Consider the following 20,571-nt stretch of genomic DNA (forward strand, 5'->3'; position numbering starts at 1 on the left):
AGAAGGAGAGTCACAGGCCATGACGACGGCTGTGGAGGTGATCCGCTCCGACCGGGCACTGACGGTCGTACGCGCCCCGCACATTCCCGATCCGCGCGCACTCGCCGACACCCTCGCGAGCGCCGGAATCCGTGCCGTGGAACTCACTTTCACCACCCCCGGCGTGGTCGAGGCGCTACGAGCCGCGGCCACGTCCGGGACAGCGATGCTCGGCGCCGGTACGGTGATCACCGCCGAACAGGCCGAACAAGCCATCGCAGCCGGCGCACGATTCCTGGTCACACCCGGCCTACGACCCGAGGTCGCGAAAGCCGCTGCCCGCCACGATATCCCGGTGGTGATGGGCGCACTCACCCCGAGCGAGGTCCTCCGAGCCCTGGATCTCGGCGCCACCGCGGTGAAGATCTTCCCCGCCCGGCTGTTCGGCCCGGGATACCTCACCGATCTGCGCGGCCCCTTCCCTGATGTCGCCCTGATCCCATCCGGCGGAGTGAACACCACCAACGCCGCCGAATTCCTCGAGCACGGCGCGATCGCCGTATCCGCGGGCACCGGAGTCGTCCCACCCGCCGCCGTCGCCGCGGGCCGATGGACCGAAATCGCCGAGCGCGCAGCAGATTTCGTCCGCGCCCTGGGCCCGAATCAGGCTGCGCCGAGAATCTCCAGCACCACATCCGAGGTATAGAACGGCTCCAGCCGAGCCCGGATCAACGTGGCCAGCACGCCGTCCCGCTTCGCCGCCTCGATCACGGCGGGCCCGTACCGCAGAATCTCCCCGGTGATGTCGTCGGCGGTCAGCCCGAGCTCCGGCAGCAGCGCCGCGAGGGTGTGATCACCGTACTTGGTGAAGAAAACCTCCACCGCCTCGTCGAGCAGCAACCCGACGTACTCCTTGTTGCGGGTGCCGGTGGCGATCCGATGCCCGATCAGCACGAGTTCGCGCAGGTCGTGCTGAGTCAGATACTGCCGCAACCCACTGACCGGCTCACCCGCGTGCAGATCCCAGAACTGCATGGCCGCCCCGTGCACCGGCGCCTCACGCAGGGTCTCCCGAATGGCGTTGGTGACCCGCCGCAGCGCGTAGAGCGTCCCCCGATTGGCCATATCACCGACGAAACTGCCCTCCGCGGCCTTCTTCGCACTCTTGACCGCGGACTGCCCGAGCGACATCAGCGAGGTCATCCCCGGCACCTTGCCGACGACCTTCTTGTTCGCCTCGAGGATGTCGTCCACGAGCATGTCGACGAATTTGGACGCGACCGGCGCCGCCAACGGCGCCTCCCCCAGGCGATCCAGCAACCGTTCCTGCGCATCGTGCAGCCCCAGCAGCTTCTCCACCAGCGCCTCGACCGGATCACGATCCACCACATCGCCGAGCGTGTGCTCCTCGTTGCCGACGATGTGGTCGTACAACGCATCCGACAGCACCCCGGTCAGATCCCGCAACAGCGGACTGTCCGAACGGTCCACGATCCTGCGCACAGTGGCCTTGGCCTGCTCGACCCCCACCACATCACGGAAAACGACGGTGTCGGCGACCGTGAGCGCATCGGCGACATCCCGCGCGACCACCTCCGCGAGGCGGTCACCGGTCACCTCCGCCAGCAGGAAGTCGACCTGCGCGTCCAGCAGTCGTCCGGCGATCTCCCGCGGCTCGGTCATCGAACCCACCCTCATCCTCTCCGGGCCGCCGGAGGGCCGGTCACTCGTCGCGCATCGACTTGCGGATCCGATCCAGGCGCTCGCGTGCGGCCTTCTCGCGCGCGTCCCACTGTTCTTCCACGGTGCGGCCGGTCGGCGCCTGCGAGGACAGTTCCCCCATCCCCTGCGCGGTACCGATCCGCTGCTCGACCTTATCCCGAACTGACTCCCAAGTAGGTACGCCACCGGGCCCGTACGCCCCCAGCCCACCCGGCACCGCCGCCCCGGGAATCCCGGCCACACCCCCGACCTGCCCGAACGGCTCCTCCACGATCGGCTCCACCACGATCTCCGGCAACTCGGTGGCAGAACTCACAGCCACCCCCGCCTCCGCATGACCCCCCTGCCCCACCAGATCGGCCGCCACCAGATGCAGCCGATCCAACCGAGGCCGCCCGGTGGTCGCCCCCAGCACCACGGCCAGCAGATCGTCATCCGACAACCCCGCCACTACCGCCGTCACATCACTGATATCCGACATGAGTCCAGGCTACTGACACGACCGGCAGCCCGGCCCGACTCGTGACCTTCCGGCGGCCCGCTACGACGATCGGGCGGCTCGCGCGCGGTCACGGTAGCGGTGGCCGAAACCGATCAGATAGCGCTGCGGCGGCACGGACGACGAGGACTTCTCGACGACGGCGTCGTCGGCGATGTAGTAGACGGCCCGCCCGAGCATGACCTGACCGGGCGCCGTGGGCACATAGACCATCCAACCATGTTGGACCCGTTCGGCTTTGAGCCTGTCCAGCGGATAGGCCGTGGTCTCGTGCCCCTGTTCGAGAATATGAGCGCGGACCCGGGCCACCGCTTCCTGCTGCGGCAGCGGCGATTCGGCGATCGCGGAGGTGAGACCGGCCAAGGTGAGCTGGTTGTGCGCGGCATCGATGTCGGAGGTGTCGCTGTCGAGCAGGCCGGCGAGCAGCGATCGGGTCACGGTGCCGGACTCGGCTGCGGAGATCAACTGCGCCGCAGCAGTTTCGACGTCCGCATCGATACGCCGGCCGACGGCGGCGAGTACCCTGCCCGCGACGCCGGCGGTGGACTCGGCGGTCCACAGTCCCGGCACCGCCGGGGCGAGATCCGGGCCGGCCGGTGACTCGCCGCGATACCATCGGCCGTCGTCCCACCAATAGCAGAACGACAGTGTCCCGGCCGCGGCCCGCGGATTGAGCACCGCGTCGGTGATCCATTCCGGCGCACCGGCATACAGATCCGGCAGCGAATCTTTCCCGTTGTACGCGGCATCCAGGTTCGAGGCGTTCCAGACGCCGCCCGAGATCACCGCCCGGTCGTGGGCCAGCAGGTAGAGGCTGCTGCCACTGCGTCCCATGCCTTCGAACCACGCCAGCGATGGCAGGATCCGTGGTCCGCCCGACGACCCGACGGCGGCGTAGACCGCCGCGAGTGTTGCCCACCGGGCCCACAGCCGAGGCAGATCGGGGAAGTCGCCGGTCGACGGCAGCGGATGTGTCCCGGTGTCCCGGTGGCGGCGAGCCTGCTCGGCCGCAGCGCGCGGTGAGCGGAGTTGCCGATCTCGGTGTCCCACATACGCGGCCAGCCACACCGGCAACCGAGCGCGTGGATAAGCTTGCAGGTCGGCAAGATACGCGTCCGGCGCCAGCAGATCCTCATCCGGAAACGGTTCGTCACCGTAGTCGTAGTCCGTGTCGAGCCCGCCCGCGGCGGTGAGCCGGATCAGCATTCGCCACCACGGCCCCGCGGCCATGCGCGCGGCCGCCTCACGCTGCTCGCGAACCGCCGCGAGCACCCGGATGGACGGCTCCATCCGGGCTGGACGGTCCCCCTCGGTGACGGCGATACGCCACGACTGCGCGGCGACGGTCCACACGAACACCGCGTCGAGGCGTTCCCATCCGGCCGGGGCCGCGGCGGCCAGTTCCCGGGCGATCGTGTGGGTCAGTTCCCGAGTCCGCAGTGCGAGTTGTCGTGGGTCGGTCGGGACCGGTGGGTCGTGATGGGCGAGCGCGAACGCGACATCGGCCTCCTCGGTGGAACCCGTGAGCGAGTTGTCCGACTGCTCACCGGCGGAATCGGCCACCTGCCCAGACACATTCGCGCTCCCCTCCGGTATCGGATGCGACCCTACACATCCGATACCGCGGCCGCATCGGACATTCGGGTTGAATGTGCGGTACGGCTGTGGCAGCGTCGGAGGGGGAGCTTCGGGAGGGAGTCGATCAGCATGAGCGACAGAGTCGAAGTGAATCCGGATGCACTGCGCGCCGCCGCCGGGAGAACGGCCGAGGTGCACGACCGAGTTCACGACATTTTCACATCGTTGCAGAACGCGTTGTCCGCCAAAGGAACTCCGTGGGGGAACGACGAATACGGGCAACGGTTCGCGGAGGGGGAGAACGGCTACCTGGCCCAGTCCCGTAATCAGACCGGGGGGATCGCCACCGTTGCGGCGACCTTCGACGGGTTCGCGACCGCACAGGGCGTGGCCGTCACGACGCTGCTCGGCACCGAAGACGGCAATGCCGATTCCTTCGGCGCTGGCCGATGACCAACGAGCAGGGCAAAGGTGAGCTGGCCGGTCTGCTCGACGAATTCCGGGTGCAGATGCACGCGATCGCCGACATCCATCGCAAGCGGGCCGAACTGCTGGCCGACGGTACCGGCGGGGGCAGGCGGGTGACGGTGACCGTCAACGCCGACGGCGTCGTCGTCGAAACCAAGTTCAGCGCGGACATCCTCGAGCTCGAACCGTCCGACATCGCACGAGCCGTCACCGAGGCCGCACAGGCCGCCGCCGCCGAAATGGCCCGCAAGAACAGCGAAATCATGGCTCCGTTGCACGACAGCCGCGCTCGGGTACCGAAGTTGTCCGATCTGATCGTCGGGCTGCCGGACGTCGAGGACATGGTCCCCGCACCGCAGCCGATCTCCACCGCGCCGCCCGCCGCCCGGGAACGCCTGCGGCACAACGTCGAGGAACAACCGTTCAGCGACGTGGAGTACCTCGATCCGCGGCCGCGCGGCACCGTCGACGACACGAACTGGTAGCACGTCGCGGCGTAGCACGCGACCTCGAATTCGATTGTATGACAATGACACACGGTAAAGCCGCGCCCGCGGACGGAGGTGGGCGATGATTCCGCGCCCGCCGGGCGCGGGCTGGCTGGGCTGGCTGGCGGGTATGAAATGGCCCGACGGCGACGAGGATTCGTTGTGGGACATGGCCCAGGACTGGCACACCCACGCGGATCGGCTGCGCGCCGTCGGGGATCACATCGATGTCGCGAAAGCGGCTGCACAGGTGGCGTATCCGTTCGGTGACGGCGGCCGGGCGATGGTTGCCGAGCTGGACAAGATGCGCACGGGCGACGGCTCGATCGAGGAACTCGCCGACTGGATGCAGCGGGTGGGCGACAGTGCCCACGGCATGGGCACCGAGATCGAGTACACCAAGCTCATGTTCTACGCCACGCTGGTCACACTGGCCATCGACCTGGCCGCGGCTCCGCTGACCGGCCCACTCATGGGCGAGGCCGAGGCGGCCGCGGTCGGCGCCGCTCGGGTGGCGGTGCGATTCCTGACCAGGCGGCTGCTGACGGAAGCGGCCGAGCGGGCTGCCGAGACCGCGACGGCGGCCGTGGTCCGGTACACCGTGCGGCACATCGCGCTGAACACCTTCCTCGGCGGTATCACCGACGCCGGGATCCAGGCCGGCCAGATGTTCGAGGGAACGCGCGACACGTTCGACTTCGGGCAGCTCGGCATGACGGCACTGACCGTGGGCGCCGCCGGCGCCATCGGCGGGCCCATCGGCACCCGAATCGGAGCGGCGATCGCCGTTCCCGCGTCGCGGGCGCTCGGCAACCGGATCGGCGCCTATGCCTCGCATGCCGCCGGTGGCATGGTGGGTGGAACGGTCGCGGGCGGAGCCGGAGGCCTCGCCGCCGTGGCCACCGGCGGCGAATTCGATTGGCGCACGGTCACCGGCGGCGCTGCCCAGGGCGCCACCGCGGGCCTGCGGCACGGTGCAGTCGCCTACCGCGATCACGCCGTCGACGCCGCCGCCGCGCATCCCGGCGACCCGGCCCGGCTCGCCGAGCATTCCGAATCGTCCCGGCAGCACAGCATTTCACCCGACGGCAGCACCGATCGGCCCGCGAGCCGCCCGGGTACGGATCAGGAATCCCGAGGACATCCGCCGGACGACTCGCCGGCCAAGCCACACAGCGATACCCCGGCGCCCGCACACGAGGCGGAACCGAAGGGGGGCAACGTCGAGCAGAGCCCGCGACGAGCGCAGTTCGCGGAGAACAGCCCCGGCGCCGGCGAAAATCACCGCGGCGGGGCAACATTCACCGAGCAGGAGGTGTCGGCCCAGCCGGCAGCGGCCTCCCCACGCGCCGGCACGCCGGCCGCCACCGGTGCGGGATCCCCACTCGCCCAAGCCGATCCGGTGTCGAACTCGCCCGCTCCGGCCCGCAACGACATCCCCCCGGTCGCGAAACCTGCGGACAGTGCGCAGGTCGCACCACGCCCCAGCTCCGACGTTGCGACAGCCGGGTCCGCTCGGGCGGCCGCCGACGCGCGTTCGTCGCTGCCCACGGAGCTCCGATCCGGGGCGGCCGATCGTGTGGAGCCCGCTCCGCTACAGGCACGGCACACCGGCGCGGATGTCACCCCCGCCGCCCCCCGCGCGCAGCAGATCGGTACCGAGAAGGTCGTCCACCCCGTCGCCGGTGATGCTCCCGAGCCCGGAACTGCCGCGCCCGCAGCAATTCCCGTCGCGGTGCCGGTCACCGAGGCGAATCGGCCCGCGTCGCGAATCGGCGCCGAGAACGAGCGGCCGAGGCCCGCGAGCCCCGGTCCCGACCTTCGGACATCCGAGACGCCGACGCACGACCCCGTGCGCCGACGTCCTCCCACCGACGACACACTCCCCGCCGCACCGCACGAACACGTCGACGCCACCACCGAGCACCACGCCACCGAACCGGAGCCGGACAGCTCGCCGGACCCGGCCCGAAACGACTGCGGCCCCGAGGCTCTTCGGGCCGTGCGGGAGTTGACCGGCGCCGACGACGTCCACGTGCCCGACGGCGACCATATCGCCGACCACGGCATGACCGCACACGAGCTCGAGGACGCCGCCGGCGGCGAGATGCGGGAATATCTGTCCCACGACGAGATCGCCGACCATCTCATCCGGCTCGGCGACGGCGCGACCGCCCTGGTGATCGACGAATTCCACGGCGCGAGCGGCGAAGAAGGAATCGGCGCACACGCCTACGTCCTGCACAACGACAACGGCCGGATCGTGATCCACGAGGACGGAACCACCCGGCCCTACCCCCCGGACGACACGAATGTCCGCTCGACGCACGGCATTCTGTACGACCCACGGGGAAATCCGCTGCATCCCCTCGAATCCGGCGGCGGCACTCGTCCGGCCGGCGAACGACCGTTGTCCCGCATCGGCAATGCCGATCCGCACGGCGAGCCCGGTGATCGCCCGGAACCGACCGAGCGTCCACCGACACCGCAGGAGCGAGTAGCCCAGGATGCCTGCGACCGGATGCCCCTCGCCGAACGTGAGGCGATCGCGGACTATGTCGGCGACGCCTACAACGAGATCAACCGCCACCTGCGTTTCGGTGAGGACCTCGTCACGGTGCCACCGGAGACCATCGATCTGATCCGCAGCGGCCTGGACCGGCTCCCGAATCATGTCGGCCCGGTCAAACGTTCGATCATGCTCGGACCGGCAGAGTTGGAGAGGTTCTGGTACGAGAACCGACGTGGCAACGTCGTCGAGGACCCCGGGTTCGTGTCGACCTCGAAGACCAAGTTCAAATGGAACCCGAATGTCAAGCTGACCATCATATCCGCCACCGGCAAGGACATCTCCTATCTGCGGCCACCCGGGATGCGCGGCGAGGCCGAGGTTCTCATTCCCGACGGCAGGCAGTTCCGGGTCCTGGACAGGGAGATGGACTCCGACGGAACGATGCACGTCACCTGGGAGGAGATCACCGAGACAGCGCAGTCGCCGGGCGACCGGGACACGACATCCGCCCCACGGCCACTCGACGAGCCGGATGTTCCCTTTCCCGGCGACGTCGCCGTCGAGCTCGACAAGGGCTTCTCCCTCGACCTCCCGGATTCGCGACCGGCCACGGCGCGCGATCCGTCCGAAGTCGCGGAACCACAGCAACATTCGGCCGAGGCCCCGCCGACACGGGTCGACGCGCCCGATCCGGCGCGAGTACCCCGACCACCGGAAGAAGTCACCCCGCGGATGCGGAGCGTCGTCACCGAACTCGCGCAAGCGTCACGAGATCCGGTCCAGGCTCACCGGTTGCCCGAACTGCGACGGGATTACGCACGTCTGCTCGACGAAGCCGGACTGCTCGATCCGAGAACAGCCGACCCGGCGTGGCGGCGGCTGGCGGCCCACGACAGCGAACTCGCACGATATCTGGCCGACAATCACGCCGCACTGCTGCGGACCCGCGAGGGGGAAAGCGCCGCACCGCACCATGATTCCGGCGGGCACCAGCCACGGCCGGACGATCCGAGCCCACCGGCGCCGCCCGAGAACAGCCAGGCGGAGCAGTCCCGGCAGGCGCGAGAGTGGTACCGCGGACAGCCGACCGACGATCGGACTCCGGTACGACTCGAGGACGGTCCGCCCGCCTATGTGGTCCGGCGCTATCCGCACGGGCCCGGCGGCCCGGTCGCGGTCGTGCGGATCGAGGCGCACGTGACCTACGACCACACGGTCACTCCGGACCGCGTCGCGCGCTTGTGGGAGCGAGCGCAGTCGGCAGTGGACGTTCGCCTGAACCACGCCCGGCAGTTGCTGTCCGGAGACCGGCTGCTGGTCGACCTCGTGCACACCGCGGACCCGGCACGCGCGCACCTGCGCGTCCATGTCACCGACGCGCCCGGCCCGTGGCATCCGGACAGCCCGGCGGCAGACCTCGCCGCGCAACTGCGCCGGCAACTCGGCCTGCCCGACGCCGCCGAAACACTCGGCCGTGGACCGAGTCCCGACGATATCCGCACGCTCAGCAACGCCATCGCCGCAGCCAATACCCCTGTCACGCGCCCCGGCCTGGCCGAGGGTCGCGTGTTCGGGCGCGGCAACCTGCAGCACGTGGAAGACCCGGCGTATCAGCACGTCGTCGAAGACTCGGTACGACAACACAACTCGTTCCGCGTCGGTGCCGATCCGCACCGCTACGCGGACCTCGTCAACGACGGCGGCCCCGCCCGGCTCGGACGCGGAAACGATTGCAGCGAGGTCGCCCTCGCCGTGCTCTCCACGCACAACGGCCGCCCCGTGGTGGCCGCGCCGCGATGGCCGGACCGGTTGGCCGACGGCACACTGGATCTGCGGAGCGGGGAACGCGCCGCGTTGCAACGTGCCGAGCAGTGGATCGGCGGGACATGGCAGAACTTCGACAGTGCGGGCAGATCTGTCCCGGATCAGTTCCGGGCCCTGCACGACTGGATCGCGCAACTCGGCCCCGGCTCGTCGGCCTACGTCCACAACTATTGGCATGCCACGGATCCCGTCACCGGACAACGGCTGTACCACCCGGACGGCAGCCCGGTCGTCGCGGCCTCGCATGCCACCGCGATCGTCTATCCCCACGAGGGCAACGGCCCGTTGTGGGTGGACGCCCAGCCGAAACCGGCGATCATTTCCGATCGGCCACCCGCCCATCTGGTAAATGGTTCGGCGGCAGTGCGTTTCATGACCGTCGACCCGAGCGGAGGATCACCCGGTGGCACCGCAGCTGCACACCATGGAACAAGTCCGGCAATATCTCACCCACGCCTTTCCGAACCAGCGGTTCGGGGCGATCGTCCCGAGCCGGCACGGATGGATCTGCCGCCCGGAACTCACCCCGGAGGAGATCGCCCGGGGACAGGACCTGGGCCTGACCAACTACGTGGTGAATCGGGAGACGGGCGTGGTGACCGTGCACCCGAGCCTGCACCCGGAAACGATCGGCGAGATGTACGACCGGGCGATCTCGACCGGCAGGCCGGTGCAGGGCGCCCAGATCTACCCGGCACTCACCCGGACGAGCGTGCAGCGGATCCACGAGGATTCGGCGACGATCGGCTATCTCGTCCAGATCGAAGCGCTGAGCGGATCGCCCGAAGCGCCGACGGAATTCCGGCTGGACATCGACAAGGACACGCTGAACCATCACCCGACCGGCCCCGCGGCGGCACTGACGACCTCGTGGCTGGACTGGAGACGCGAGCAGACCGGGGAGTGGCCGAGCCAGGGGACGTTCGAGGAGTAGCACACGAGGCCGGAGCGGAACCGTCGGCCACCACGGAACCGCAGCACGGACCGGTGCCGTCACCGTTCGCCGAGGCTCACCGTTATTCGGAGCTGCCGGCGAACCAGCACCATCCGTGGCCCAGTGATCCGGTGACCGGCCATCCGATCCGGCAGCGCGACCTCGACTTCATCGGCCGCGATCCGGAGGAGGTCGGCTGGTGGATGCATCGCGAAGCTCCGCTCGGTATGACCCCGGATCTCTACCGCGGCTGGCGAATGTCATTGCTGGAGGCGCTGGTTCGCGACGGCGTCCCGCTGGATCAGGTGGATGTCCGGCTACGAGGTTCCGGCGCGGACTTCTACTCGGCCGTCCACAAGAAGACCCCCACCGAGGCGGAGTTGGCGCACGACCCCGAGGCTCTGGCCAGACGTCGCGCATGGCTGGGTGACGATCCGGACCAACCGGTCGCCAGGCCGTTCGACTCGATGCACAAGCTCGGTCTGGACGAGCCCAGCGACTATGACCTCAATCTCTCCTCTGGTCACATGTTCGAGCGCGCGCAACAGGGTTGGGATCCGGCCGATTACGCCGAGCCGTTGACGAGGGATCACGGGTATCTGAACAAGAAACTGGTGAGCCGCGAATTCCCGCACTTGACCACCTGGGCGAAGGAATGGACCGCACGCACCGGTCGGGACATGTCGTTCGCGGTCTTCGACGGCAGCGGACCGAAGGATGTGTCGGAACTCGGCTACTTCGTGCATTTCCGGGATTCCGATTGGATAGTGCACAGACCGGACACCGGCACGGCGGACCGGCCTCCGTCGAACCGTGACACGACCATCGCCAGAGAGCACGGTGCCGCACTCGATCCCGATACCGCGGGAGAACGCCGCTGGTCGCAGGAATTCGGCCGGGACATCGTCAGCGACCACGGTGCCGTGCTCCGATCGGAAGAGGCGAAGACGACCGTCATCCGGACGATCACCGACAGTATGCTCGCGCCCACCGACCGGCTGCTGGCCGCCGCCGCGGAAAACCATGTCCCACACGACGCGGCGCGGCACCTGGGCGATCCGAATCGGGTGATCGCACTGAAGAATTCGGAATATCCGTCGATGGGCGGTCGACTGCTGCATCGTTCCGAATTACAGGAGGATAACCCTCGGCACAGTGAATCGAATCTGTTGAATTTGGACTCGCCGCAGGCGGATCGAGTGCTGCGGGAAATGGCCATCAGCGAGCTCGTCATGGCCTGGGCGCACGATTCCAACGGCACAAATGTGCGGTCACTGGCCATCCAGGAGGCCGCGATCGTCGAATTCCGGCTGGACCGTGTCAGCGATTGGGAGATGACCGAACAACTTCGCGCGGAAGTGCAACGAGAAGTCGGCCGGCACGCGGATGTGCACCGCGAGCTGTTGCGCATCCAGTACGACCACACCCAGCAGGAATTGAGCAGGCTGGGCGTCAACAATCTCATCCTCTACCGCGCCTATGCCTGGCCGGAAGGAGGGCCGGGCTGGTCACGGAATCCGGCGGGAGCACGACTCGAGATGCCATTGCAACGACCGTTGTCGTCCTGGTCGAGCAATCGAAGGATCTCGGCCGACTGGCTGCTCGGCTTGGATGCTCCCGGCGTCATTCTCGCGGCCCGATTCCCCCGGGAGCAGATAGTTGCCATGCCGCGAACGGGGATCGGCTGCCTCTGGCAGGACGAGTTCGTCGTCTTGGGCGGACACGGCTCGGCTACACTCGACACGAAACATGAAGGAGCAGCTCGATGACATCTCGCCCGCGACTCATGCTGATTTTTCGTTGCGATATGACGCGGACCGCGCTGGAACGGATACGTTCGGACCTCCACCTGACCGCGATCGGTCGGTTGACCGATTCAGAGGACGAACATTTCGGCTATCGCGATCTGCGGCGCGGCTCCGAGCCGCCCACGATGGAATTGTGGCGGGGCAGGGAGACCTGGTCGCTGACCGTCGATGCCACGGAAGACCATGCGTTCACCGACGAGCAGTTGTCGCAGTGGCGAGTCGAAATGGAACACGCGATATCCGCGGTGGGTGGCACGGTGGTCGAACAGCGCCTCTTCGAAGAACGAAACGAACGCGCCCGAAAGACCGTGGGGCGTAACGAGAATTGGCTGCGCACCGTCGCATGGTCGCTCCCCGCCCAAACTTTGGACGAGCTTTTCGGTGACCTCGGCGTCGGCCCGGGTGCCACCGTGGAACAACGGCGCGCGAAACTGGCGGAATTCGTACAGTCGCCCACCTGGGAGCCCGCGCCGGATCATCTCAAACGAGCGGCGGACGAATTCCTGCGGCAGCAGAGCTGATCGGCGGCCGCCTTCCGAACAGCACAGCGGCATCGGAACCACGCGGAGAGGACAACACGATCGACACTTCGGAAGGAACCCCGGCGGGCTGGGATCCGGAGGTGTTCGCGCGCATCCGGGCGGAGTCCGAGGCGGAGCAGGCGGCACAGTCACCGGAGGAGCGCGCGCGGTTGGCGCAGTACCGGTGGGATCATCTCGACAGTCTCGACGAATCCGGCGACCACGCACCGGAGAGCCTCCGCGAGCGGATGCGTGACGTGCCCGGATTCGACGACGACCTGAATCCGTTCCCGCTCACCAGGGAGCCCGGGGACGACGGGTAGCCGGGCGGTCGGGTCACTCCCCTCACCAACCCTCGAACACCTTGCGCCCCTGCGGGATCGCGAGGTCGAGGAGGCCGGGGAAGCGGGTGTCGAGGTCGGTGCGGCGGAGGCTGTTGAAGCGGCGGGTGCCCTCGTCGCGCTGGCGGATGACGCCGGCCTCGCGGAGGACGCGGAAGTGGCCGCTCTGGGTGGATTTGCTGACCGGGAGGGCGAAGGTGGTGCAGGCGAGTTCGGTGCCGGCGTCGCCGAGGCGGGCGACGATGGCGAGGCGGACCGGGTCGCCGAGTGCGGCCAGGACGGTCGTGAAGTCGAGGTCGGTCACGTCGGGGTGGACCAGGTCGGTGGAGGTGCGGCTCGCCATGGGGACAGCATAGCTTTTATGTTCACATTTTCCGAACATGCGTGTTATGTTCGGATAACTCGAACATATATCGCCGGGAGGCATCATGGCGCACACCCGCGCCCCGTCCCCGTCCCGTGTACACGGGGCGGGAGTGTCGAAAACTGTTGGGGGACTCAGGTTCTGGGCCACCGGATACACCCTGCTGGTGTTGCTCACCGGGACCAATCTGCCGACGCCGCTGTATCACGGCTATCAGCAGAAGTTCGGATTCTCGCCGCTGACGGTGACGCTGATCTTCGCCGTCTATGTGGCGGTGCTGATCCCGTCGCTGCTGATCGCGGGGCCGTTGTCGGATGCGGTCGGGCGGCGGCGGGTGCTGTTGCCGGCGGTCGCGCTCGCGATGCTGGGTGCGCTGGCGTTCGCGCTGGCCCAGAACGTCGTCTGGTTGTTCGCGGCCCGGATCGTGCAGGGCGCCGCGCTCGGGGCCGCCTCGGGGCCGCTGACCGCCGCCCTCACCGAGCTGGAACCGCACGGTGACCGGCGCCGGGCGTCGCTGGTGTCGACCGTGGCGTCGGTGGGCGGGCTGGGCACCGGGCCGGTGCTGGCCGGCCTTCTGGCCCAATACTTTCCGGCGCCGCGGGTGACCCCGTTCGTGCTGGAGATCGTGCTGCTGATCCCGGCCGCGGTGACGATCGCGCGGCTGCCCGCCACCACCACGACCACCCGATGGCGGCCGCGGCGGCCACAGATTCCGGCCGCGATGCGGGACATCTTCGCCACCAGCGGCACGGCCGGATTCCTGGCGTTCGCGGTGGTGGGGTTGTCGCTCACGCTCATCCCGACCTATGTGGCCACCCTGTCCGGCAGCCGGAATCTGCTGCTCGGCGGCGCCGCGGTGGCGTCGGTGCTGGCCTGCTCGGCCGTCGCCCAGGTCGCCGGGTACGGGAGATCCGCTCGGGCGCTGCAACTCTCGGGCCTGCCGCTGGTGGCGGCGGGGCTCGTCCTGCTGGCCGTGGCCGGCAGCGTCTCGTCGCTGCCGCTGCTGCTCGTCGCGACCGTCACCGCGGGGGTGGGTCACGGCCTGGTGTTCCTCGGCGGGCTCACCGCGGTCAACCACGCGGCGCCCGCCGGGCGGCACGCGGAGGTGGCGTCGACCTTCCTGGTGGTGCTGTACCTCGGCACCGGGGTGCCGGCGGTGGGTGTCGGCTTCCTCGCCACCGCGTCCGGATTGTTCACCGCGGTACAGGTTTTCGCGATCGCGGTGGCGGTGCTGTGCCTGATCGTGCTCGCGGCGCTGATCCGCCGGCGCGCGACCGCCGCCGAGATCGAGTCCGGCGCCGCCTGATCCGGCGGCGCGACGCGATCAGCCGATGAGCGGGCTGTGCATGCGGCGGTCCGGATCGACGCGGCCCCGAATATCGTGGTAGCGCTGGTAATTACGGCCGAAGTAGCGCTCGACGCGATCGCCGGGCTCCAGATAGTTGACGTACGCACCGGCGGAGGCGGGCCGAATCAGCTTGTGCGCGTCGGAGATCCAGGCCCGGGACTCCTCCGGCGGATTCGGTTCGTAGGCACCCCATTCCACCAAGGCCGCGTGATGCCGCCACGGGAAGGCGGCCTGGTCGGGTGTGGTGTCGCGCACCGCCCCGTCGAGGGAGTTGATCTGCACCCAGCCGGTGTGGCCGGACCGGGAGAACATCGTGATCGCCTCGACGATCACCATGATCACCTCCGGGGTGAGTTCGCGGACCACGTCGGAACCGTTGGCGAAGCCGGATCGCGGTTCGGTACCGCCGCCACCGGCGAGAAAGGTGACGGTCTCCATATGCGACAGCGTGCGGCTCTCGACCGTCAGCGGTGCGGTGCCCACCGCCTCCGCCAGCGCGGCGGTGGCCGCGGCGCCGGTACCGGCGGGTACCACCAGTTGCAGCCAGCAGCGCAGTCCGCCCTCACCGTCGGCGTCCACGCTGATGTCGGCCCACTGACTGCGATCGGCCGTGGTCACCCACGACGACCACCCGGCGATCGCCCGCGCCGCCAGATTACCGGGAAAGGTCACCTGCACAAGGTCTTTCGCGGCCGCCGGACAGGTCGCGTAGGTGAAGGAGGTGACCACGCCGAGGAAGTGGCCGCCCCCGCGCAGCGCCCACAGCAGATCCGGATGCGAGGTCTTCGACACCTCCGCCACCCGGCCGTCGGGCAGCACCACCGTCGCCGCGGTGAGCCGATCACAGGTCATACCGTAGCGCCGCGACTCGAAACCCAGTCCGCCACCGAGGGTCAGCCCGGCGATGCCGACCATCGGGCACATGCCGGTCGGGATCATCTGCCCGAACCGATCCAGCGCGCCGTACACGTCGTAGAGGGTGAGTCCGGGCTCCACCACCGCCGCGCCGTCGAGATAACTGACGTCGCGCATCCGCCGCAGGTCGATGATCATCACACCGGTCGCCGCGGAGACGCCCAGATACGAGTGCCCACCCGAGCGGGCCGCCACCCGCAGGTTGTTCTCGGCCGCGAAAGCCATTGCGGCGGAGACATCCTGGGTGTTCGCGACCTGCACGACCGCCGCCGGGGTCTCGGCATCGTAATAGGTGTTGAAGATCTGCTTGGCCGCCGCGTAGTCCTCGTCGCGCGCGAGGACGACCCTGCCCTGGACCCGCCGCTGCAACGCGGCCCAATTCGCGTTGGCGGCCGCCGCCGACGTCGACGGGCTCGGATCCGCGTGCGCCAGAGGGAATCCGGCGGCCGATGCACCTCCCGCGACTGCGATCCCGAGCATTCCCCGCAGAAACATGCTGCGCGGGAAGGCGGTGTAGGTGGTGTCGATCTCGACCCCTCCTGTTCTCCCGTCGTATTTACCTCTGTTCCAGATTAGTTGCCGAAAGGAGTTCCCGGCAGGCTGTTCGGTCAGAACGTCCCGGCACGGCGGCGGGGTCATCCGCGCTGCCAGGCCGGACTTTCCACGAAACGGTTGTCGAACCGGTCCCCTGTGCTGAGAAGTTCCCGAAGGCCGGCCTCGCCCTTCGGGATTCGCTCGCCTGCTCGATCACCAACCCGGACAAGCCGTCCGGCGTCCGCGGCCAGTTGTTGACCCGCGAGTCGACAATCATTACTGTGGCCGCCATGGGCAGGCCGCGCAACTTCGAACCGGACGCGGTGGTCCAGCGGGCCATGGAGGTGTTCTGGACGTACGGGTACGCCGGCAGCTCGCCGGCCCGGCTCGCCGAGGCGACCGGTATCGGCAAGGGCAGCCTCTACCACGCGTACGGCAGTAAGCGGCAGCTGTTCGAACAGGCGGTCGCCCGCTACGACCGGCTCGGCCGGGAGAACGCCCTGCACTTCCTCGACCGCCCCGGGCCGGTGCGCGAGGTGATCCGCGCCTTCCTCTACGACCTCGCCGATACCGATGTGGCACAACCGATTCGGCGCGGATGCCTCGCGGTGAACACCGCGACCGAACTGGCCGGCCACGATCCCGACATCAACCGCGCCGTACGCGAGATGCAGGAGCATGTGGTCACGGCGCTGACCGAACGGCTCGAGCGGGCCGCCCGCGAGGACGACCTCGATCCGCAGACCGATCCGCGGGCCGCCGCCGAATTCCTGATGAACACCCTCGTGGGCCTGCGGGTGATGGCGCGGGTCTACGACGCACCGGTCCTGCACCGCATCGTCGACACCGCACTGACCACCCTCTGAACACCGGCCGCCGACCGGCGGCCTTTTCTGCACCCTAATTATTGACTCCGAAGTCAAATACTTCGGACAGGAGAGGACATTTCCATGGATCTCGGACTCGAAGGTCGCACCGCCGTCGTCACCGGCGCGAGCCGCGGCATCGGACTGGCCGTCGCACAGGCATTGGCGGCCGAGGGCGTGCGGGTACTCGGCGCGGCCCGGACCATCTCCCCGGAGCTGGAAAAGGTCAGCGCGGCAACCGTTTCCGCGGACCTGTCGACCGCCGAAGGCGCCACCGCGGTGATCGGCGCCGCACTGGCCGAACTCGGCGGGATCGACATCCTGGTCAACAACGTCGGCGGCGGTGACGCCGACGAACTGCGCCTGGGCGGATTCCTCGACATCGATGACGTGCAGTGGCGAAAGCTGTTCGACCTCAACCTGTTCAGCGCGGTCCGGACCACCCGGGCGGCGCTGCCCAGCCTGCTGGAGCGGCGCGGGGCGATCGTCAACGTGTCGTCGATCAACGCGCACCTGCCGGCCGGCGGACCGGTCGGCTACAGCGAGGCGAAGGCCGCGCTCACCAATCTCGGCAAACGACTCAGCGAGGAGTTCGGCCCGCGAGGTGTACGGGTGAACACGGTCTCGCCGGGCCCGGTCGGCACGCCGCTGTGGCTCGCCCCCGGCGGTTTCGGCGCGAAAGTGGCTGCTGCACAAGGTATTGCGCACGAGGACCTGATCGCCTCGATGGCGACGCGGTTCGGTGTCGCCTCGGGCCGGATCAGCGAACCGGAGGAGGTCGCCGCGCTGATCGCCTTCCTGGTCTCCGATCGGGCGGGCAATATCGTCGGCGCCGATCACATCATCGACGGCGGCACGGTGAAGACCGTCTAGGGAATCGGGGTGGCGCCGCCCGCCGACGCCACCCCGCCCGGATCCGGGACGGCCGCCTACGCGGCGGCCGGGAGTTCTCTGGTCAGCTTGGACGACCACGGACACCAGAAACAGCCCGGCAGGAATGCGCCGCACGCCTCGTCGAGATGGTCCTCGGTGTATTCGATACTCGAATCGCAGACCTCGATGGCGACCGTGAAGAACGAGATGGTGTCGGGATCGAGGTGGAAGGTCCATCCCGGGTTGTACTCGGCCTGCCGTTTGCGGATGCGGCCCATGACGTGCACGGACATCTGTTCCCTGCCGGACAGGATGCGCCGCGCCTCCTCGATACGTTGCTCATTGGTCAGCCGGATGATGAACTCCTTGCCGGAGTAATCGGTGAAGGCGAAATCGGTCATGATTTTCTCCCTCGAACAAGCCGGACAGTGACTGAGTAGCAATCCAAGAGTAACCGCACAGCATCCACCGACACGCGGAAAACATTGCGCCACTTGAACTCCGTATCGGCGTGTCGCGGACCGGGCAGCCGTCAAGGCATGCCGCTACGCTCCAATCCCGAACCACGCTGCGCCACCGCACCGTTCGCGGATACGATCAGTTCACGAATCGCCATCGGCCCCCGGCCCACCGGCGCCGCGATCCGGCCGTCCGGGCCGACCAGCACCGCCGAGGGCGTTCCCCGCACCCGATAGCGCAACGCCGCCTCGTTACCCTGCTGCACGAGAATCGCCAGCTCACCGAGGCCGAGCTCACGTCCCCACGCCGCGTACCGCTCGACATCACCGTTGCCCACCACCACGATCGTCAGCGTGCCGCCCCGCCGCGCCTGCCACCGCGGCAACTCCCGCGCCAGCGCGGCACAGATCTCACACTCCGGGTGCACGAACACCAGCAGCAGCCAACGCCCTTCTGCCACAAGCTCGGTCAGGCCGACGCGACCGCCACAGGTATCGGCCAACTCGAACTCCGGCGCCGCCGAACCCACCGGCAGTCCCTCCCTGCCGAGATCCGCGAGCGCGAGCCGATCCACCTGCCGGCGCAACGCCGTAACCCGCCCCTGGGTCCACACCTGCCAGGCGATCAGGCCCGCGATCACCGCCGACCCACCCCACTGCGCCACGGACAGCACCCCCGGCACGCCGGGATTCAGCGCGGAACCGACCGCCGCGACACCGGCCACCACCACCAGCATCACGTTCCGAAACACCGTGACCGCCCCGATCGGCTCGGCACTGGCCGCCCCGAAACACGCACACGCAGGCCGCGATCCCCGCACCAGCAACCGCACCACCGCCGCGGTCAACACCACCAGCAGCGCGACCGCACCACCGGCCGCCGCGACCGCGGTCCGCCCCGGAAGCACCCCCACCGCGATCACCCCCTCGACCACGGGCAGCCCCACCGCCACAGCCGCGGCCCACCGGATCGGCACCCCGAACTCGCGCGCCGCCTCGGCCGTCGCGGTCCGATCGGCCAACTTCCCGACCGCAGAAAGTCCGAATACCCCGGCCACAGCTAACCTAGAGACCCATACTCCGCATTCGATCAGCATCCCGGCACCATCCCACGAGAAGAGCATTCCCGGAGGCGAAACAGCACAGGCCCAGCCGACCGATCCCGTCCGCTGCCGGCACGACCGTCGAAATTCCCCCGCGCTCGGATCAGTCGTCGTCGTTGTCGTGCGCTTGTTCCCGCTGCTGTTGCTGGATCTGGCAGGCCCACACGGGCATCGCGTCGAGGCACTTCTGCCAGATCCCGGGCTCGTCGGCCGACTCGATATTCGACGTCGCGATACCGGCGGCGATCCCCGCCCCCACCAGCGCCCCGGACAGGCATCCGACGGGAATGGTCACGAGCTCGATCGGCGGCAGGGCCACACCGGTGAGCGCTCCGAACACACAACCCGGCACGACACCGATCGCGGCCCCGGCCAGTCCCGCACTCGCGGCCGCCGCATTCTCCTGATTCTGTTCGTCGGCGATGGCGCTCTCGTAGTCGTCCATGGCATCGACGGGGCGCGCCGCCGCGACCGAGGAGGGCGGCGCGACAACCGTTTCCGCGTTCGCCGTCGCCGCCGCGACTCCGGTCGCGGCCGCCATCGACACCAGTACCGCCGCGATGTGGCTGATTCTCATGATGTTTCCTCCGTGTCGAGTCCCGGTTCGGCACAGCGGGCCGATGCGAAGACGGTAGGAACCGTTCCCGCCCTACCGATCCCAGGTTCGTGCCGGGTCACGCCGTCGTGGGCTAGGACGGGCCGAGGAGATCCCACCGGTTGCCGGATATGTCGAGGAAGACGGCGACCCGTCCGTAAGGCTCGTCTCGGGGTTCGGTCACGAATCGCACTCCCGCAGACAGCATTCGGTGGTACGCCCCGGAGAAGTCTTCGACACGGAGGAAGAACCCGACGCGGCCGGCCACCTGGTTGCCGATCGCCGGGAGTTGCAGGTCCCCATCGGCTCGGGCCAGGAGGATTCCGGTCGAACCGGCAGGTGGCCGAACAACCACCCACCGTTTCGGTCGCCCGTCATTCGTGAGCGACGGCGAATCCTCGATCAGATCGAAACCGAGGCATCCGACGAAGAAGTCGATGGCGGGGTCGTACTCCGCAACCACGATCGTCACCAATTCCACATGCACGATGCCACCGTATTGCGCGCAGGCCACAGCTGCCGCGAGCCAGCACCGAGAATGCCGCGCTGCCATCGACATCGAGGACGAACGGAAACACGTTCAGCTGCCATCGCTGTCATGGGACATCGCCCACAACAGACCTCCCCCGACGAGCAATGCGAGCAACCCCACGATCCCCACGCCGATTCCACACACGAGCCCGAATCGGCCGCCGAACTCCCAGCCCAGCCAGACGGGTGCGACGACGAGCATCAATCCACCGAAGACGGCGCCGCCCCCGAACACCGCGAGTCTCTCGCCTTTCCTGAACCCGGACACAGAGATCAGGGTAATACTCTGTCGGACAACGCTGGTCAGGAA

19 protein-coding genes are annotated in these 20,571 nt (G+C 68.5%); 9 read left to right on the top strand and 10 right to left on the bottom strand.

Annotation, left to right across the window (positions count from 1 at the left end; translation table 11 throughout):
* The first annotated feature begins 19 nt into the window (after positions 1-19).
* Complete coding sequence (locus tag G361_RS44765; RefSeq protein WP_019929686.1) at positions 20-685, top strand: bifunctional 4-hydroxy-2-oxoglutarate aldolase/2-dehydro-3-deoxy-phosphogluconate aldolase; 666 nt, start codon at positions 20-22, stop codon at positions 683-685.
* Here G361_RS44765 and G361_RS0124125 read toward each other — a convergent pair.
* Genes G361_RS0124125 through G361_RS0124135 form a run of 3 tightly spaced genes read right to left on the bottom strand, consistent with a single transcriptional unit; the run spans position 643 to position 3,775 of the window.
* On the bottom strand, positions 643-1,662 hold the full coding sequence (locus tag G361_RS0124125; RefSeq protein WP_036495668.1) for a hypothetical protein: 1,020 nt from the start codon (positions 1,660-1,662) through the stop codon (positions 643-645). The genes G361_RS44765 and G361_RS0124125 overlap by 43 nt on opposite strands.
* Positions 1,663-1,702: 40 nt before the next feature.
* Positions 1,703-2,182: a hypothetical protein gene (locus tag G361_RS51645; protein ID WP_019929688.1), complete on the bottom strand. Its 480-nt coding sequence runs from the start codon at positions 2,180-2,182 to the stop codon at positions 1,703-1,705.
* A 60-nt stretch (positions 2,183-2,242) separates the two neighbouring features.
* Positions 2,243-3,775 carry a hypothetical protein gene (locus G361_RS0124135; RefSeq protein WP_231387087.1) on the bottom strand — a complete coding sequence of 511 codons (1,533 nt, stop codon included), beginning with the start codon at positions 3,773-3,775 and terminating at the stop codon, positions 2,243-2,245.
* A gap of 132 nt (positions 3,776-3,907) precedes the next feature.
* Here G361_RS0124135 and G361_RS47225 point away from each other — a divergent pair, with 132 nt between their 5' ends.
* The 5 genes from G361_RS47225 (at position 3,908) to G361_RS0124160 (ending at position 12,656) form a co-directional block, all read left to right on the top strand.
* Positions 3,908-4,231 carry a hypothetical protein gene (locus tag G361_RS47225; protein WP_155981757.1) on the top strand — a complete coding sequence of 108 codons (324 nt, stop codon included), beginning with the start codon at positions 3,908-3,910 and terminating at the stop codon, positions 4,229-4,231.
* Complete coding sequence (locus tag G361_RS0124145; RefSeq protein ID WP_019929691.1) at positions 4,228-4,731, top strand: YbaB/EbfC family nucleoid-associated protein; 504 nt, start codon at positions 4,228-4,230, stop codon at positions 4,729-4,731. Before G361_RS47225 ends, G361_RS0124145 begins: the two co-directional genes overlap by 4 nt.
* A gap of 85 nt (positions 4,732-4,816) precedes the next feature.
* The gene (locus tag G361_RS0124150) at positions 4,817-11,773 is read left to right on the top strand and encodes a toxin glutamine deamidase domain-containing protein (RefSeq protein ID WP_026343428.1); all 6,957 of its coding nucleotides are present in this window, start codon (positions 4,817-4,819) and stop codon (positions 11,771-11,773) included.
* 98 nt (positions 11,774-11,871) lie between these two features.
* The gene (locus G361_RS0124155) at positions 11,872-12,333 is read left to right on the top strand and encodes a hypothetical protein (protein ID WP_196814622.1); all 462 of its coding nucleotides are present in this window, start codon (positions 11,872-11,874) and stop codon (positions 12,331-12,333) included.
* Between the two features lie 101 nt (positions 12,334-12,434).
* Positions 12,435-12,656: a hypothetical protein gene (locus G361_RS0124160; protein WP_019929693.1), complete on the top strand. Its 222-nt coding sequence runs from the start codon at positions 12,435-12,437 to the stop codon at positions 12,654-12,656.
* A gap of 22 nt (positions 12,657-12,678) precedes the next feature.
* Here the strand turns inward: G361_RS0124160 and G361_RS0124165 are convergent, their stop codons facing one another.
* Positions 12,679-13,017, bottom strand: a complete 339-nt coding sequence (locus G361_RS0124165) for a helix-turn-helix transcriptional regulator (protein WP_019929694.1) — start codon at positions 13,015-13,017, stop codon at positions 12,679-12,681.
* Positions 13,018-13,150: 133 nt separating this feature from the next.
* On the opposite strand from G361_RS0124165, the gene G361_RS44775 reads away from it, so the two are divergent.
* Complete coding sequence (locus tag G361_RS44775; protein WP_063711898.1) at positions 13,151-14,344, top strand: MFS transporter; 1,194 nt, start codon at positions 13,151-13,153, stop codon at positions 14,342-14,344.
* 18 nt (positions 14,345-14,362) lie between these two features.
* Here the strand turns inward: G361_RS44775 and G361_RS0124175 are convergent, their stop codons facing one another.
* On the bottom strand, positions 14,363-15,781 hold the full coding sequence (locus tag G361_RS0124175) for an FAD-binding oxidoreductase (protein ID WP_196814623.1): 1,419 nt from the start codon (positions 15,779-15,781) through the stop codon (positions 14,363-14,365).
* A gap of 344 nt (positions 15,782-16,125) precedes the next feature.
* On the opposite strand from G361_RS0124175, the gene G361_RS0124180 reads away from it, so the two are divergent.
* A complete protein-coding gene (locus tag G361_RS0124180; protein WP_019929697.1) occupies positions 16,126-16,701 on the top strand; it encodes a TetR/AcrR family transcriptional regulator in 576 nt (191 codons plus the stop codon).
* 84 nt (positions 16,702-16,785) lie between these two features.
* A complete protein-coding gene (locus G361_RS0124185; protein ID WP_019929698.1) occupies positions 16,786-17,574 on the top strand; it encodes an oxidoreductase in 789 nt (262 codons plus the stop codon).
* 56 nt (positions 17,575-17,630) lie between these two features.
* Here G361_RS0124185 and G361_RS0124190 read toward each other — a convergent pair whose 3' ends face one another.
* The 5 genes from G361_RS0124190 to G361_RS0124210 all read right to left on the bottom strand — a co-directional run bounded on the left by G361_RS0124190 (position 17,631) and on the right by G361_RS0124210 (position 20,529).
* Positions 17,631-17,975 (bottom strand): hypothetical protein, encoded by a 345-nt coding sequence (locus G361_RS0124190; RefSeq protein WP_019929699.1) that lies wholly within the window; start codon positions 17,973-17,975, stop codon positions 17,631-17,633.
* A 131-nt stretch (positions 17,976-18,106) separates the two neighbouring features.
* A complete protein-coding gene (locus G361_RS0124195) occupies positions 18,107-19,156 on the bottom strand; it encodes a MauE/DoxX family redox-associated membrane protein (protein ID WP_081635556.1) in 1,050 nt (349 codons plus the stop codon).
* Between the two features lie 82 nt (positions 19,157-19,238).
* On the bottom strand, positions 19,239-19,712 hold the full coding sequence (locus G361_RS0124200; RefSeq protein WP_019929701.1) for a hypothetical protein: 474 nt from the start codon (positions 19,710-19,712) through the stop codon (positions 19,239-19,241).
* Between the two features lie 112 nt (positions 19,713-19,824).
* The gene (locus tag G361_RS0124205; RefSeq protein WP_026343429.1) at positions 19,825-20,217 is read right to left on the bottom strand and encodes a VOC family protein; all 393 of its coding nucleotides are present in this window, start codon (positions 20,215-20,217) and stop codon (positions 19,825-19,827) included.
* A 93-nt stretch (positions 20,218-20,310) separates the two neighbouring features.
* Entirely contained in the window at positions 20,311-20,529 is a 219-nt protein-coding gene (locus tag G361_RS0124210) for a hypothetical protein (protein WP_155981760.1), read from the bottom strand.
* Positions 20,530-20,571 lie beyond the last annotated feature (42 nt).

The sequence above is a fragment of the Nocardia sp. BMG111209 genome (assembly GCF_000381925.1).
Lineage (GTDB): Bacteria > Actinomycetota > Actinomycetes > Mycobacteriales > Mycobacteriaceae > Nocardia.

Coding starts and splice junctions, on each gene's coding strand:
- G361_RS0124190 (WP_019929699.1), bottom strand. CDS start 17,975: ATGACCGATTTCGCCTTCACCGATTACTCCGGCAAGGAGTTCATCATC.
- G361_RS0124175 (WP_196814623.1), bottom strand. CDS start 15,781: ATGCTCGGGATCGCAGTCGCGGGAGGTGCATCGGCCGCCGGATTCCCT.
- G361_RS0124150 (WP_026343428.1), top strand. CDS start 4,817: ATGATTCCGCGCCCGCCGGGCGCGGGCTGGCTGGGCTGGCTGGCGGGT.
- G361_RS0124195 (WP_081635556.1), bottom strand. CDS start 19,156: ATGCTCTTCTCGTGGGATGGTGCCGGGATGCTGATCGAATGCGGAGTA.
- G361_RS0124180 (WP_019929697.1), top strand. CDS start 16,126: ATGGGCAGGCCGCGCAACTTCGAACCGGACGCGGTGGTCCAGCGGGCC.
- G361_RS0124165 (WP_019929694.1), bottom strand. CDS start 13,017: ATGGCGAGCCGCACCTCCACCGACCTGGTCCACCCCGACGTGACCGAC.
- G361_RS0124185 (WP_019929698.1), top strand. CDS start 16,786: ATGGATCTCGGACTCGAAGGTCGCACCGCCGTCGTCACCGGCGCGAGC.
- G361_RS47225 (WP_155981757.1), top strand. CDS start 3,908: ATGAGCGACAGAGTCGAAGTGAATCCGGATGCACTGCGCGCCGCCGCC.
- G361_RS0124145 (WP_019929691.1), top strand. CDS start 4,228: ATGACCAACGAGCAGGGCAAAGGTGAGCTGGCCGGTCTGCTCGACGAA.
- G361_RS44765 (WP_019929686.1), top strand. CDS start 20: ATGACGACGGCTGTGGAGGTGATCCGCTCCGACCGGGCACTGACGGTC.
- G361_RS0124125 (WP_036495668.1), bottom strand. CDS start 1,662: ATGACCGAGCCGCGGGAGATCGCCGGACGACTGCTGGACGCGCAGGTC.
- G361_RS0124200 (WP_019929701.1), bottom strand. CDS start 19,712: ATGAGAATCAGCCACATCGCGGCGGTACTGGTGTCGATGGCGGCCGCG.
- G361_RS51645 (WP_019929688.1), bottom strand. CDS start 2,182: ATGTCGGATATCAGTGATGTGACGGCGGTAGTGGCGGGGTTGTCGGAT.